17 protein-coding genes are annotated in these 15,285 nt (G+C 40.0%); all 17 read left to right on the forward strand.

The genetic code is table 11. The features are described from left to right. Positions 1 to 60 precede the first annotated feature (60 nt). The 17 genes from rpsA (at position 61) to aroH (ending at position 15,284) form a co-directional block, all read left to right on the forward strand. Positions 61 to 1,200 (forward strand): 30S ribosomal protein S1, encoded by a 1,140-nt coding sequence (gene rpsA / locus ACQKEV_RS07395; protein WP_427447890.1) that lies wholly within the window; start codon positions 61 to 63, stop codon positions 1,198 to 1,200. A gap of 12 nt (positions 1,201 to 1,212) precedes the next feature. Then, the gene (gene fni, locus ACQKEV_RS07400; protein WP_427447888.1) at positions 1,213 to 2,265 is read left to right on the forward strand and encodes a type 2 isopentenyl-diphosphate Delta-isomerase; all 1,053 of its coding nucleotides are present in this window, start codon (positions 1,213 to 1,215) and stop codon (positions 2,263 to 2,265) included. Positions 2,266 to 2,478: 213 nt separating this feature from the next. Continuing rightward, positions 2,479 to 3,789 (forward strand): ribosome biogenesis GTPase Der, encoded by a 1,311-nt coding sequence (gene der, locus ACQKEV_RS07405; RefSeq protein WP_427447886.1) that lies wholly within the window; start codon positions 2,479 to 2,481, stop codon positions 3,787 to 3,789. A gap of 26 nt (positions 3,790 to 3,815) precedes the next feature. After that, a complete protein-coding gene (locus tag ACQKEV_RS07410) occupies positions 3,816 to 4,838 on the forward strand; it encodes an NAD(P)H-dependent glycerol-3-phosphate dehydrogenase (RefSeq protein WP_427447884.1) in 1,023 nt (340 codons plus the stop codon). 91 nt (positions 4,839 to 4,929) lie between these two features. Further along, positions 4,930 to 5,130 carry a DUF2768 domain-containing protein gene (locus ACQKEV_RS07415; RefSeq protein ID WP_427447882.1) on the forward strand — a complete coding sequence of 67 codons (201 nt, stop codon included), beginning with the start codon at positions 4,930 to 4,932 and terminating at the stop codon, positions 5,128 to 5,130. Positions 5,131 to 5,133: 3 nt separating this feature from the next. Further along, positions 5,134 to 5,844 carry a hypothetical protein gene (locus ACQKEV_RS07420; protein ID WP_427447881.1) on the forward strand — a complete coding sequence of 237 codons (711 nt, stop codon included), beginning with the start codon at positions 5,134 to 5,136 and terminating at the stop codon, positions 5,842 to 5,844. A gap of 77 nt (positions 5,845 to 5,921) precedes the next feature. After that, positions 5,922 to 7,400, forward strand: coding sequence for a stage IV sporulation protein A (spoIVA, locus tag ACQKEV_RS07425; protein WP_427447879.1), 1,479 nt, complete (start codon positions 5,922 to 5,924; stop codon positions 7,398 to 7,400). A gap of 174 nt (positions 7,401 to 7,574) precedes the next feature. Further along, the gene (locus tag ACQKEV_RS07430; protein ID WP_016427421.1) at positions 7,575 to 7,847 is read left to right on the forward strand and encodes an HU family DNA-binding protein; all 273 of its coding nucleotides are present in this window, start codon (positions 7,575 to 7,577) and stop codon (positions 7,845 to 7,847) included. Between the two features lie 475 nt (positions 7,848 to 8,322). After that, positions 8,323 to 8,892: a GTP cyclohydrolase I FolE gene (gene folE, locus ACQKEV_RS07435; protein WP_427447878.1), complete on the forward strand. Its 570-nt coding sequence runs from the start codon at positions 8,323 to 8,325 to the stop codon at positions 8,890 to 8,892. Between the two features lie 70 nt (positions 8,893 to 8,962). Continuing rightward, positions 8,963 to 9,184, forward strand: coding sequence for a trp RNA-binding attenuation protein MtrB (mtrB, locus tag ACQKEV_RS07440; RefSeq protein ID WP_269924888.1), 222 nt, complete (start codon positions 8,963 to 8,965; stop codon positions 9,182 to 9,184). An 84-nt stretch (positions 9,185 to 9,268) separates the two neighbouring features. Next, the gene (locus tag ACQKEV_RS07445) at positions 9,269 to 10,057 is read left to right on the forward strand and encodes a heptaprenyl diphosphate synthase component 1 (protein ID WP_427447876.1); all 789 of its coding nucleotides are present in this window, start codon (positions 9,269 to 9,271) and stop codon (positions 10,055 to 10,057) included. 7 nt (positions 10,058 to 10,064) lie between these two features. Continuing rightward, complete coding sequence (locus ACQKEV_RS07450; RefSeq protein ID WP_427447874.1) at positions 10,065 to 10,766, forward strand: demethylmenaquinone methyltransferase; 702 nt, start codon at positions 10,065 to 10,067, stop codon at positions 10,764 to 10,766. A gap of 22 nt (positions 10,767 to 10,788) precedes the next feature. Further along, positions 10,789 to 11,763: a heptaprenyl diphosphate synthase component II gene (hepT, locus tag ACQKEV_RS07455; protein WP_427447872.1), complete on the forward strand. Its 975-nt coding sequence runs from the start codon at positions 10,789 to 10,791 to the stop codon at positions 11,761 to 11,763. A gap of 105 nt (positions 11,764 to 11,868) precedes the next feature. After that, a complete protein-coding gene (gene ndk / locus ACQKEV_RS07460) occupies positions 11,869 to 12,315 on the forward strand; it encodes a nucleoside-diphosphate kinase (RefSeq protein ID WP_427447871.1) in 447 nt (148 codons plus the stop codon). 309 nt (positions 12,316 to 12,624) lie between these two features. Then, positions 12,625 to 13,806 (forward strand): chorismate synthase, encoded by a 1,182-nt coding sequence (gene aroC, locus ACQKEV_RS07465; RefSeq protein WP_427447869.1) that lies wholly within the window; start codon positions 12,625 to 12,627, stop codon positions 13,804 to 13,806. 3 nt (positions 13,807 to 13,809) lie between these two features. After that, on the forward strand, positions 13,810 to 14,916 hold the full coding sequence (gene aroB / locus ACQKEV_RS07470) for a 3-dehydroquinate synthase (RefSeq protein WP_427447867.1): 1,107 nt from the start codon (positions 13,810 to 13,812) through the stop codon (positions 14,914 to 14,916). Further along, a complete protein-coding gene (gene aroH, locus ACQKEV_RS07475) occupies positions 14,913 to 15,284 on the forward strand; it encodes a chorismate mutase (RefSeq protein ID WP_427447865.1) in 372 nt (123 codons plus the stop codon). The genes aroB and aroH overlap by 4 nt, the downstream gene beginning before the upstream one ends. Position 15,285 lies beyond the last annotated feature (1 nt).

Consider the following 15,285-nt stretch of genomic DNA (forward strand, 5'->3'; position numbering starts at 1 on the left):
TGTTTTTATTAAAGAATTCGCATAAAATAAAGATTGGAACGTTGTGAAGGAGGATGCTATATGTCTGAGGAAATGAACTTGCAGGAAAACCAGGATTTCCGTGAAGGAAGTTTTGTAAAAGGTACGGTTGCCCAAGTTGAAGAAAAGGCAGTAACTGTCACAATTGAGGGTGCACCGTTTGATGGAATTATCCCGATTAGTGAACTGTCAAGCTTGCACATTGAAAAAGCTTCTGACGTCGTTTCAATCGGAGATGAATTGCAACTAGTTATTACAAAAGTAGAAGATGATAATTTTGTGTTATCAAAACGTAAAGTTGATGCTGCTGAAGCTTGGGATTCTTTGGAACAAAAGTTTCTAAGCGGTGAAATTATCGAAGCAGAAGTAAAAGATGTGGTTAAAGGTGGACTGGTTGTCGATCTTGGATTACGCGGATTCGTTCCTGCTTCACTTGTCGAAGATCATTTTGTTGAATCGTTTGACGATTACAAAGGCAAAGTGCTGACATTCAAGATTGTTGAAATGGAAAAAGAAAAAAACCGTTTAATATTATCCCATCGTGCAGTGGTGGAAGAACAAAAACAATCGAATAAAAAAGACGTACTTGACCATATTCATCCAGGTGATGAGCTAACTGGTACTGTTCAACGTATTGCTGCTTTTGGAGCATTTGTTGACCTAGGCGGAGTCGATGGACTTGTGCATATCTCACAATTATCCCACGAACACGTAGAGCAAGTTTCAGATGTTATTCAAGAGGGTCAGGAAGTAAAAGTGAAAGTGCTTTCTGTTGACCGTGATAGCGAACGAATTTCCTTGTCAATTAAAGATACTCTTCCTGGACCATGGGAAGGAATTGAAGATAAAGCGCCAAGAGGCTCTGTTCATACGGGAACTGTTAAACGTCTCGTCTCTTATGGTGCTTTTGTAGAAGTGTTCCAAGGAATTGAAGGTTTGGTTCATATTTCGCAAATTTCACATTCCCATATTGCCACTCCACACGAAGTGTTAAAAGAGGGACAAGAAGTACAAGTAAAAGTTTTGGACGTTAACAAACAAGACAAACGATTGTCACTAAGCATCAAAGATTTGGTGGAGAAGGAAGATGGCTATTCAGGTACTGACTATGAAATGCCTGAAGAAGCAAAAGGCTTCTCTATTAGTGACGTAATTGGTGATAAATTAAAAAACTTTAAATAACGGAGTATTCTTATGACTAGAGCCGAACGAAAATTGGACCATATAAAACATGCCTTGTCTACTGGACAATCAAGACAGACATGGTTAGACGATATTCGTTTTGTTCATCAAGCGCTTCCCGATAGCAATTGGGAAAGCGTGTCATTGCAGACTCATTTAGGCGAACTCGTATTTGGTTCGCCTTTTTTCATTAATGCAATGACCGGTGGTGGAGGAGCTAAGACGACAGAACTTAACAGCCAACTAGCCCGTATTTCCCGAGAAATGGATATTCCTATGGCTGTAGGGTCTCAAATGGCTGCGCTAAAAAATCCTGAAGAAATCGCTACGTATTCGACCGTAAGGAAAGAGAATCCGAACGGTGTTATATTTGCGAACTTAGGTAGTGAAGCCACTGTCGATCAAGCGAAACGAGCAGTAGATATGCTTGAAGCAAATGCCATTCAAATTCATTTGAATGTCATCCAGGAATTAACGATGCCTGAAGGGGATCGAGAGTTTTCAGGAGCATTATCCAGAATTGAAACAATTGTAAATGAATTGAACGTCCCAGTAATCGTAAAAGAAACTGGTTTTGGTATATCAAGGGAAACTGCCATTAAACTCGAGGGAATTAATGTAGCAGCAATTGATATTGGTGGATTCGGAGGAACGAACTTTGCGGCAATTGAAAATGAGCGTCGGCAAAGGAAATTATCCTATTTCAACGATTGGGGCATTCCCACAGCAGCTGCGTTAATTGAAACTACTTCAGTAATGTCCACGACACCAGTCATCGCTTCAGGTGGTATACAACATGCACTGGACGTTGTGAAGTGCTTGGCGCTTGGCGCTTCTGCAGTCGGCCTTGCCGGAGTGTTATTAAAGAAGCTGGTAGAAGATGGTGAAGAAGCGACAATTCAAGAAATCATGCAGATAAATGAAGATTTAATGATGTTAATGGTATCTCTAGGAGCCAACTCTATTCAGGAATTACAACGCTCTCCATTGATTATTTCAGGTGAGTTATTTCATTATCTGACGCTTCGAGGCATCGATCTGCATACATATGCCAACCGCAATTAATAAAAGAGATACAGACATTCATAAATGTCTGTATCTCTTTTATTTTGTTAAAGATATATAATGCGGCTTTCATATAGAGAGTTCCGTAGGAGAATTGTTGGAAATTGTTCGTATATAAGTAATAGAAAAACAGGAGCTTTCACCATGGGGGTGCAAGCTTGGTGCTTCTAATGTATAATACTTTAGAGAAGAAGTTGGAAGGATGAATAATATATGTCTAAACCGGTAGTAGCTATCGTAGGCCGGCCGAATGTCGGAAAATCCACAATCTTTAACAGGATTGTAGGAGAACGTATATCAATCGTAGAGGATATCCCAGGAATCACACGCGATCGTTTATACAGCTCGGCAGATTGGCTGACTCATGAATTTAATATAATCGATACAGGCGGTATCGAAATTGGGGACGAGCCATTTTTGGAACAGATCCGTCAGCAAGCAGAAATCGCGATCCAGGAAGCAGATGTCATCATCTTCCTTACGAATGGTCGTGAGGGTGTTACTGCTGCTGATGAACAAGTGGCGAAAATTTTGTATAAAACAAAAAAACCAGTCGTGCTGGCAATCAATAAAATAGATAATCCAGACATGCGTTCAATGATTTATGATTTCTATTCACTTGGATTCGGTGAACCATTCCCAATCTCGGGTTCTCATGGACTTGGATTAGGGGATCTGCTCGATGAAGTGGCAAAAAACTTCCCTGAACTGGATGAAGAAGAATATCCAGAGAATGTCATTAAATTCTCACTTATCGGTCGTCCGAATGTAGGAAAGTCCTCTTTGGTGAACAGCTTCCTTGGGGATGAACGAGTAATCGTAAGTGAAATTGCGGGTACTACACGTGACGCAATCGATACTCAATATGAATATGATGACCAGCCATATGTCATCATCGATACAGCTGGTATGCGTAAAAAAGGGAAAGTTTACGAAACGACTGAGAAATACAGTGTGCTTCGTGCTCTTCGTGCAATTGAACGTTCCGACGTTGTTTTAGTTGTATTAAACGCAGAAGAAGGTATCCAGGAACAAGATAAAAAAATTGCCGGCTATGCACACGAAGCGGGTAAAGCAGTTATTATCGTCGTAAATAAATGGGATGCTGTTGAAAAAGATGAGAAAACGATGAACAAAACAACAAAAATGATTCGTGAACATTTCTTATTCCTCGATTATGCACCAATCATTTTCGTATCCGCAAAAACTAATCAGCGTGTTCATTCAATTTTACCAATTATCAACCGTGTTAGTGAAAACCATGCGATGCGTGTTACTTCTAGTGTCTTGAACGAAGTAATTGAGGATTCTGTTGCACGTAATCCTGCACCGACAGACAAAGGCCGTCGTCTGCGTATTTATTACGCTACACAAGTTGCGATCAAGCCACCGACATTTGTCGTGTTTGTTAACGAACCAGAAATCATGCATTTCTCATATGAACGATTCCTTGAAAATCGAATCCGTGAATCTTTCGATTTTGAAGGGACACCAATTCGCCTTATTACACGCGCTAGAACGTAATTTGTTTCAGTAGGAGAGTTGCTAACATGGAAAAAGTAGTCGTTTTAGGTGCCGGAAGCTGGGGGACAGCGTTAAGTATTGTTCTTGCAGAAAACGGTCATGATTGTTTGCTTTGGTCGCATCGCGAAGACCAGGCGAATGAAATTAATGAGCAACATTCAAATGAAAAGTATCTTCCAGGTACCGTCTTACCAAAATCATTAAAAGCTACTTCATCCTTACAGGAAGCGGCCATTCACGGAAAAATAGTGGTCATGGCTGTTCCTACAAAAGGAATTCGCGAAGTATGTAGCAATATAAAAGAGTGGATTCAAGAACCCATTCTTTTTGTGCATGTATCGAAGGGTATCGAGCCAGATTCTTTAAAACGTATTTCTGAAGTTATGCGTGAAGAATTACCAGCTCACTTGATTGAAGAAATTGTGGTTTTATCTGGACCGAGTCATGCAGAAGAGGTTGTTTTGAAGCACCCGACTACAGTGACTGCGGCATGTGAAAATATTTTCTATGCTGAAAAGGTCCAAGATTTATTTATGCATGGATACTTTCGTGTATATACCAATTCCGATGTCGTTGGAGTGGAAATGGGCGGTGCATTGAAAAATATTATTGCACTCGCAGCAGGGATCACAGATGGCCTAGGATACGGTGACAATGCAAAGGCTGCGCTAATTACGCGAGGGCTTGCCGAAATAGCTCGTCTAGGAACCAAGATGGGTGCCAATCCTTTAACCTTCTCAGGCTTGACTGGGATTGGGGACTTGATTGTAACCTGTACAAGCGTCCATTCCCGAAATTGGAGAGCGGGGAGCATGTTAGGCAAAGGGATGAAACTGAATGAAGTATTGGATCAGATGGGGATGGTTGTTGAAGGTGTGCGCACCACGAAAGCAGCCTACCAACTGTCTCAATTACATGAAGTACCCATGCCGATTACTAGTGCCCTTTATGCCGTTTTATTTGAACATGTGGATCCAAAATCAGCTGTAGATCAGTTGATGGACCGTGTGAAAAAACATGAAATGGAAGATTTGTTTGAATATCTATAAATCGTCACAAAGCAAGGGGTAGCTTGTCTGTACCTCTTGTTTTTTCATGTTATACTTATTTGTTGAGAGACAGTGAAGGGTGGTTGAGTTTATGTCATCACTAGACAAAATGTGGGTTTCATTTGCTTCGATGGGCTTTATGATGCTTTCTATGGGATTGATTTATTTCAGTCGACACAAAATCAATAATCGCGTAATTAAATTTGTACTTGCTCTTGTTGCATATGTACTTTTAATTATTGGATTCTTATGCATGATCTATATTGTATTTAGCGGTCCAACAGGGGGGTAAGATATGAAGAAAATATCTCTTTTAAGTTTATTCATGTTCACTGTACTTCTGTTATCTGGATGCATGTATCCCGAATCAGAACGCGTAGAGAATCAAAGACCGAATGAAGAACAATTGGCATCGGTACAGGCTGCTGTAGAGCAATTTCAAGAAGCAACAGGTGGATTATTACCAATCAAGACAAGGGATCAAGATGTCGATCAATATATTAAATATCCGATTGATTTCAAGAAAATTGTTCCTGCTTATTTAAGTGAACTTCCGTCAAATGCATTTGAAAACGGTGGTTTATTTCAATATGTAATTATGGATGCAGAAGATAATCCTACCGTCAAATTGGTAGACTTGCGTGCTGCTGAAAAAATCAGAGAATTGAACATTAAACTTGGTGTGAATGGCTATGGGCCAATTGCAGAACAAATCTCAGAAAATGTTTATAAATTGGATTATAAAATCATGGGATACGAGGATGAACAAACCGTGCCAAGTCCATATTCCAACGTAAATCTTCCTTTAATTGCAACAGGTGATGGGTCCATTTATATCGATTACTCAATAGAATTGAACCGTATACTTCAGGAAGATAAACCGGAAGTGAAACCTGGAGAAGATATACGTTATCTTTTGGAAGATAAATTCCCTGTAGTACCAGCTTATTCATTACCGTATACTGTAAATGAAAACAACGAACCCGAATTTTTAATAAAGAAATAAAGACAAACGTTTCGTGCATATGCATGAAACGTTTTTTTTGTGCATACGATAAAGTGCGTAGGAAAGGGGGCAACGATATGGCTGAAGAGCTTTATCAACAAATAGCCGAACGGACAAATGGAGATGTATACATTGGTGTTGTTGGACCGGTACGAGTTGGAAAATCAACTTTTGTAAAAAGGGTAATGGAAAGTTTAGTAATTCCGAATATGACGGATGAAGTGGACCGACTCCGCGCCCAAGATGAACTACCTCAAAGCTCTCCTGGTGCAGTAATTATGACAGCTGAACCGAAATTTGTGCCAGCTCATGGTACTAGCATTCAAGTGGGTGACGACGCATTCCGATTCCATATTCGCCTGGCGGATTGTGTAGGATATATTATTGAGGGTGCAAAAGGCCATGAAGATGAGAACGGTCCTAAGTACGTTCACACTCCTTGGCATCACGAACCAATCCCGTTCCAAGAAGCAGCAAGAATTGGTACGGATAAAGTAATCCGCGACCATTCTACAATCGGGATTGTAATGACGACAGACGGTTCGGTAAATGATATTCCGAGAACAGCTGTCGAAGGTGTGGAAGAAGAGATAATCGGGCAGTTAAAAGAAATTGGAAAGCCATTTGTGGTAGTACTGAATACTCGATTCCCGGCCCATGATCAAACACTTGCATTACGTCAGGAATTATGTGACAAGTACAACGTGCCTGTCATTGCGACTGCTGTAGATCAAATGACTGTTCATGAAATCCAGTTTGTTTTGAAAGAAGCGCTTTACGAATTCCCGGTTACTACATTTGAACTATTGAAACCGGAATGGATGGATGTATTAGAGAATGATCATCCATTAAAAGAATCGATTCAGAATTCATTGGATTCTTGGTCACAACAAGTAGCTAAAATCCGTGATGTAAAAGATTTGGCTACATTTTTAGCTGAGGAACCATATGTTGCAAATGCTGAAGTCATTGAAGTGAATGCAGGTAAAGGAAAAGCATCCATTCAAATTGATTTGACAGATGATGCGTTCCAATCAGTCTATCAGGATTTTTTGGAAGAGCCGATCGTCACGAAAAAAGACTGGCTTTTATATGTTAAAGAAGCATCTTATGCAAAAAAATCATATTTAAGATTCCATGAAGCCATTGAAATGGCAAAAGAAAGTGGTTATGGTGTCACTTTACCGACTGTGGAAGATTTCACGCCTTCAGCTCCTGAGTTAATTAAAGAAAATAATTTCTTTGGTGTTCGTATGAAAGCCAAAGCACCTTCACTTCACATTATTCGTGTAGATATGGACGCCGAATTCTCACCGTTGATTGGCTCTGAATTCCATAGCCAACAGCTACTGAAAGATTTAAAAGAAGCGTATCTTCACAACCGTGAAGCCTTATGGCAAACGTCTTTATTTGGTACCCCGCTACATGAAATGCTCAAGGAAAGTATGAAGTTCAAAACAGAAGCTGTTCCGACCCATGCGAAGAGACGTATGCGTGAAACGATTGAACGAATGGTTAATGAAGGCGATCGTGGAATGGTCACATTTATATTATAAAACTGAACGGGATCTCGCATTTAACTATGCGAAAAGTCCCGTTCTTTTTTTTGTTGGGGGTTTTTCTGCATGAAGTTGGAAATTGTGGTGGAAATATTGTTGCGTAGGCTTTTTGGTTATGATACTCTTTTTACATGATTGAGATTCCATCCCCTTTGAGAGGAGGTGAATGGTGTGAATAAAACAGAACTAGTGAACTCTGTAGCTGAAGCTGCAGATCTTTCGAAAAAAGATGCTTCTAAAGCAGTTGATGCGTTATTTGATACAATTCAAGATGCTCTTGCAAAGGGTGAAAAAATCCAGCTAATTGGTTTCGGTAACTTTGAGGTTCGTGAACGTGCTGCTCGTAAGGGTCGCAACCCACAAACAGGTAAAGAAATCGAAATTGCTGCAAGCAAAGTACCTGCTTTCAAACCAGGTAAAGCGCTTAAGGACGCGGTAAAATAATACCCGTCTGAATGTACATAAAGAACGGCTTTTGTGAATTCTCACAGAAGTCGTTCTTTTTTGTTCTCAACATTTGTCGTCGAACAATAATCAAACCGTGTAAAAATCCACAAGTCGATTCCGGCATTCTATTCACTTTTTAAAAAACGATATAGACGAACGAAGCGTTTTTGCGTAACATTTGATGGTGTGCTACGATTCAGTAGAATTAATTGAAAAAAATCTCATACACCTTGTTTATCTTAGGGCCATTGCTAAGACAGCCTTGTTATTGCGCAAGGGATGCCTCAAGAGCTTGTTTCCTACAACTATGTAGTATTCAACTCCAGTAGCTAAGAACGCAAAGGGAAAACAACAACAACTTTAACAGAGCCTAACTTAAAAATAAGAATTAGAGCTCGATTTATGTCGAATACATAACTGAAGACACATAACTGTGCTGATTAAGTTGTGTTTATTATAGGAGGCGTCCATCTTGTCAAATGTAAATTTACAAAAAATAGAAGAAGCTGTAAAAATGATTTTGGAAGCAGTAGGCGAAGACCCACAACGTGAAGGTTTGTTGGAAACACCAAAACGTGTGGCGAAAATGTATGCTGAAATGTTCTCTGGTCTACAGGAGGATCCTAAAGAATACTTTAAAACCGTTTTCCACGAAGATCATGAAGAGCTGGTTCTTGTTAAAGACATTCCGTTTCATTCGATGTGCGAACATCACTTAGTTCCATTTTACGGAAAAGCACACATTGCCTATATTCCAAGAGACGGTGTAGTAACAGGTCTAAGCAAACTTGCGAGAGCAGTGGAGACAACGGCAAGACGCCCGCAATTGCAGGAACGTATTACGTCTACAATTGCAGATTCAATAATGGAGATGCTGAATCCTTATGGTGTCTATGTTGTAATTGAGGCTGAGCATATGTGCATGACGATGCGAGGAATTAAAAAACCTGGCGCTAAAACAGTTACTGCAGTGGCTCGTGGAATCTACGAGGAAGATCATGTTAAACGCAATGAAATTTTATCTTTTATTCAAATGAATTAAGCAAGTAAACTTGGAATGTTAGGATATGCTATGATAAATAGACAATAAGGTTCATGGAGGAGGATGCTGAATGGCACAGACAGAATACATTGTAATCCGCGCAGAAGAAGATGGTGTTCACGTAATTGGTCTTACTAGAGGTACTGATACAAAATTTCACCACTCTGAAAAACTGGATCGTGGAGAAGTTATGATTGCGCAATTTACTGAACATACCTCAGCAATGAAAATCCGTGGAAAAGCAGAGATTCAAACAACTCATGGCACGATTCACAGTGAAACGAAAAAATAGGTTCAGTCTACGTGAATGACTGACGTTGCTGTGCTATAATGACAAAATACGACACCGGCAATATAGCGAAATGGAGCACGTACGATGAACGAACAATTCATACAACAAACAATCGAACAATTTAGGTCGAAAATATTGATGTCTGTCCGTCATCGGACTCTTCGTATTCATGCGGGCGAACCGGATCTTCGCGAAGACCGATTATTTTTTTTGCTTTTACCATATTTAAATGGGGAGCATTGGAATGACGAGCATGAACAGTCAGCTATTTCAGTTGCAGTCATTTATAGTGCATTAGCGGCACATGATCAGATTAAAGAATTGAATGCTTCTTCTAAAAGTCAGCAGTTAACCGTGCTTGCGGGAGATTACTATAGCGGTCTTTACTACCAAATGTTAGCCAAGCTGTCCAATATTGATTTAATACGCTCATTATCAAATGGCATCATCGATATCAGTGAGAAAAAAGCTTCTGTCTATGACAATGTCAAGCAGTCGTTCGAAAAATGGATGGAAACAATTCAGACCATCGAAAGCTTATCCATTGAGCAGTTTCATGAACATTTTGAGTATATTGGCTATCATTCGTTTGTACGCCGTGGATTATTAATCCACCGACTCGAAAATGAACTAGAACTAGTCAAACTAGGAAAGAGCTCTCGCTTTCAAGAATCTTTAACAGAAAGCGAAAGCGAATATGGTTTTTCACACCCATGGCTTGTCTTGTTGAACCGTGAACTGGCAAATCAAAAAATTAAAATGATGGAAGACATTTCACAATCACATCTACTAAGTCATGCTGTCCGACAGTTTTTGGTAGATTTGTACAAACTACGATTGAATGAACAAGTGTCAGTCATGAGAGAAAGGTGACATAGGCATGACCAAAACAAAAGAACAGCGTGTTCATGAAGTTTTTGAAAAAATTTCAGGGAACTACGACAAAATGAATTCAGTCATTAGTTTTCAACAACATAAAAAATGGCGGGAAGACACGATGTCACGTATGAAGGTTCAACCAGGAAGCACCACTTTGGATGTCTGTTGCGGAACTGCCGATTGGACGATTTCAATGGGACAAGCTGTAGGTTCGAACGGAAAAGCAATCGGTCTGGATTTCAGTCAGAATATGTTGAATGTCGGAATTGAAAAAGTAAAAGCGTTTCCTCAGATTGAGCTCGTACATGGCAATGCGATGGACTTACCTTATCCTGATAATACCTTTGATTATGTAACGATTGGTTTTGGCTTGCGGAATGTACCGGACTATTTGCAGGTCCTAAAAGAAATGCATCGTGTCCTCAAACCAGGCGGGATGTTTGTCTGTCTTGAAACATCGCAATCTGAGTTGCCTATATATAAGCAACTGTTTCGTTTTTACTTCAAGTATGTAATGCCGGTCTTCGGAAAGTTCTTTGCAAAAAGTTACAAAGAGTATTCCTGGTTACAGGAATCTGCGAAAGATTTCCCAGGTATGAAGGCTCTTGCAAAAATGCTTGAACAAGCTGGTTTCCAACAAGTGGAGTACAAGCCATATAGCGGCGGAGCAGCTGCAAGACATATTGGCATCAAAAAAGTTTAATTAGCGGGAGAAGGTTAGTGTTGTGGAAAAGATGAAGTTGAAGATGCTCTATTCTGATATGCGTTCAGATTTAGATCTCATCGAAAAAGAATTGGAAATAGCGGTGAATTCGTCTTCAGACTTACTCAATGAAGCTTCTCTTCATTTATTACATGCGGGCGGAAAGCGAATTCGGCCCGTTTTTGTTTTGCTGGCAGCTAAATTTGGTAATTATCAAATTCAACAAATCAAGCATGTCGCCGTACCATTGGAGCTGATTCATATGGCATCATTAGTACATGATGATGTAATAGATGATTCAGAAATGAGACGGGGACAGCTAACGGTAAAAGCACAGTGGAATAATCGAGTCGCCATGTATACCGGCGATTTTATTTTTGCCCGTGCGCTTGAATACATAACGAACATCCAAAATCCAAAAGCGCATCAAATTCTTTCATATACGATGGTTGAAATATGTGTAGGAGAAATCATTCAAATTGAAGACAAGTTCAAATTGGATCAACGACTACAAGATTATTTTAGACGGATTAAAAGAAAAACTGCATTATTGATTGCGTCAAGTTGTCAACTTGGTGCAGTGGTCTCAGGCGCCGATGAAAAAACCGCCAATCACTTAAAACGGTTTGGCTATTATGTAGGAATGTCATTTCAGATTATCGATGATATTTTGGATATTACTTCCACCGATAAAGAATTGGGCAAGCCTGCCGGATCTGATTTGATTCAAGGTAATATCACCTTACCGATCTTGTTTTTAAAAGATTCGCCAGAATTCAGGGCCGATCTTGAGTATGCTCTAACAGGAAATATGACTGAAGACGAGCGACTGGCACTGGTTAAACGAATCAGGGAATCGGACGCGATTGAGAAGTCGAAAGCAATCAGCAATCGTTATTTACAGAAAGCATTAAAAGAAATCGATGCACTTCCAACGTCTCTAGCAAAAAAATCATTACGTGATATTGCACTATATATGGGCAAACGTAAATTTTAATAGGTTGAACAAACGAAGAGACAATGGTAATATTTTTTACGGTGGATAAAGTATCCATAACTATTTAGGGTTAAACTCTAAGTTATAATTGAAGGAGTGTTAATGATGGAAAGAACTTTCTTAATGGTAAAACCTGATGGCGTACAACGTAACCTAATCGGTGAAATCGTTGGTCGTTTCGAAAACAAAGGCTTCCAATTAGTTGGAGCAAAATTAATGCAAATTACACCTGAACTAGCTGGCGAACATTACGGCGAGCACAAAGAGCGTCCGTTCTTCGGTGAATTAGTAGACTTCATTACTTCTGGACCAGTTTTCGCAATGGTATGGGAAGGCGAAAATGTAATTGCTACTTCTCGTTTATTAGTAGGTGCTACTAACCCTAAAGAATCTGCTCCAGGAACTATCCGTGGCGATTTTGCTGTAACAGTTGGCAAAAACATCATTCACGGTTCTGACTCTGCAGATAGCGCTGTTCGTGAAATCGGTTTATTCTTCAAAGAAGAAGAGCTTGTTTCTTATTCAAAAGACGCTAACAACTGGATTAACTAATTAACTAAGCAGTCAAATGATTTTTCATTTGACTGCTTTTTTTAATTTAAGCTAATGTATCTTTGCGATATAATGGGTTGTATACAATCTTGATTCTCTAAAGAAGGATCCATTTCCGCATCAGCGTAAAGGAAGAGACCGGCACAAATGAACGGAGAAAAATTTTATAGTTTATAACAAAGAATTGAAGTAAATCGTCCGAATGAAATTTCGGACTTTTTTTAATCGGACAAATAACGGTGAAAATGAAAAAGGTTTGTGTTATAGTGTTACTTAAAATACTTTAGCGAGTTGAAGGGGGAAAGTGTTATGCGTTATTTAACAGCTGGAGAATCTCACGGTCCACAATTGACCGCCATTATAGAAGGATTACCTGCACAATTAACCATTACAGCAGAAATGATTAATAAAGACCTGAAAAGAAGACAGGGTGGACATGGTAGAGGCAGACGTATGCAAATTGAAACGGATACAGTTGATATCACGTCAGGTGTTAGACACGGTAAGACATTAGGCTCCCCAGTCGCGTTGGTAGTTACGAACGACGATTGGAAGCATTGGACACATGTCATGGGAATCGAACCGTTGGAAGAAGGTTTGAACCCTGAAGATATCAAACGTCAAATTACGCGTCCCCGTCCAGGGCATGCGGATTTAGTAGGCGGCATGAAATATGGTCATACCGATTTAAGAAACGTATTGGAACGATCTTCTGCAAGGGAGACAACAGTACGTGTGGCAGTTGGCGCAGTGGCTAAGCAGTTATTAGCGGAAATGGGAATCAGCATCGTTTCACACGTAACCGAAATCGGTGGGGTTAAAGCAGATCCATCCACTTGGGAAGGGCTGACTGTTAAGCAAATTCGTGAAATCATTGAAGAGGATCCGGTTTATTGCTTAGACCCGCAGGCATCAGCTTTGATGGTAAAAGCAATTGATGAAGCGAAAGAAAACGGTGACTCCATTGGTGGTGTTGTTGAAGTCATTGTGGAAGGAATGCCAGCGGGAATTGGAAGTTATGTACACTATGACCGAAAACTCGATGCAAAACTTGCTATGGCAGTCATGAGCATCAATGCGTTCAAAGGTGTAGAAGTTGGATTAGGATTTGAAATGGCACGTAAACCTGGCAGTCAAGTGCATGATGAAATTGTATGGGATCAAGAACAGGGTTATACAAGATCAACAAATCGCTTGGGAGGATTGGAAGGCGGTATGTCTACCGGAATGCCAATCGTTGTTCGTGGTGTAATGAAGCCTATACCAACACTATATAAACCTTTACAAAGTGTCGATATTTCCACTAAAGAACCGTTTAAAGCAAGTATTGAGCGTTCAGACAGTTGTGCAGTACCAGCTGCTTCAGTTGTGGCGGAACATGTAGTCGCATGGGAAATTGCCAATGCGATTTTAGAGCAATTCCATAGTGATCAAATGCCACAACTACTTAATTCAATCAATCAGCACCGCGCCTATACAAAGGAGTTCTAAATCATGAATACTATTTCAATCGAGACGGAAAGCAAGTCTTACAAGGTTCATGTGGGTTCAACCATTTATGAAAATGCTTTAGCTTTGTATGAACAGCAAATTCGACAAGCAGATCATGCAGTGATTTTTGTCGACGAAGCAGTCGCTGAACTGCATTTGGACAAATTGCTGAAGCCTCTCCAATCTTTTTTGGATACAGCAGTTCATGTATGTCAATTACCGTCTGGAGAATCCAGTAAAACTTTCGAGACCTTTTTGGCATGTCAGTCGTTCTTGTTAGAAAAAGGATGTACCCGAAAATCCATTCTGTTTGCTTTTGGAGGTGGAGCATGCGGTGATGTCATCGGATTCGTAGCTTCTACATTTATGCGCGGTATTCCATTTATTCAATGTCCCACGACTATTTTAGCTCATGATAGTGCAGTCGGAGGAAAAACGGCAATCAATCATCCGCAAGGGAAAAATATGATTGGGTCGTTTTATCAGCCTGAAGCAGTCATTTTTGATACTTCAACATTAACAACTTTACCTCATCAACAAGTTTTATCAGGTATGGCTGAAGTTATCAAACATGCACTTATATCTGATGAGAGATGGTTGGAAGAGTTGTTATCGTATCAATCTCTTGAAAATATGTCGGAAGAGCAAAAGTTATCTTTTCTAGTCAAAGGCATTCAAGTAAAGGCTGACATTGTGAAGGCGGATGAGTTTGAACAATCGGTACGGAAATATCTGAATTTAGGTCACACATATGGACACGCAATCGAAGCTTCAGTTGGTTACGGTAATATCACGCATGGGGAATCTGTCGTAATCGGACTGGTGATTTCGCTTCAGTTGAGTGAAAGTTTACTGTCTCTACCAGAAGGTACTGCCAAAAAACTATTCCATGCACTGCAAAAATTGGGCTATTCATTTCAACCCGTGTTAACGCAGGAAATCGATCAGCTTATTCCTTATATGAAACGGGATAAGAAGGCATCTTTTGGAGACCTTCACTTTGTATTACTTGAGAAGATTGGCAAACCTTGTATGAAAATTGTTCCCCTTGAAGAAGTAGTGAAGGCGCATGAGCAATTAAGACAATGGAGTAAGGAGGTGCAAACATGATACGAGGTATAAGAGGAGCGACAACTGTAACAGAAGATTCGGCAGCTCAAGTTTTGGCGGAGACAGAAAAACTGGTGTTGGCTATGGCTAAAGAAAACGACGTAAAACCTGAGGATGTTGCTTCAGTTATCGTTTCAACGACTACTGATATAGCTTCTGCATTTCCAGCTAAAGCCGTGCGCAGCATTCCAGATTGGACATACGTACCTGTTATGTGTACACATGAAATGGATGTGCCTGGTGCCATGCCATTGTGCATACGGGTATTAATGCATGTCAATACCGAAAAATCACAACGCGATATACTTCATGTATACTTGAACGATGCAGTTAAATTACGACCCGATTTACTAACAAACATTAAGTAAG

Source organism: Paenisporosarcina sp. NPDC076907 (genome assembly GCF_050269735.1).
Taxonomy (GTDB): Bacteria; Bacillota; Bacilli; order Bacillales_A; family Planococcaceae; genus Paenisporosarcina.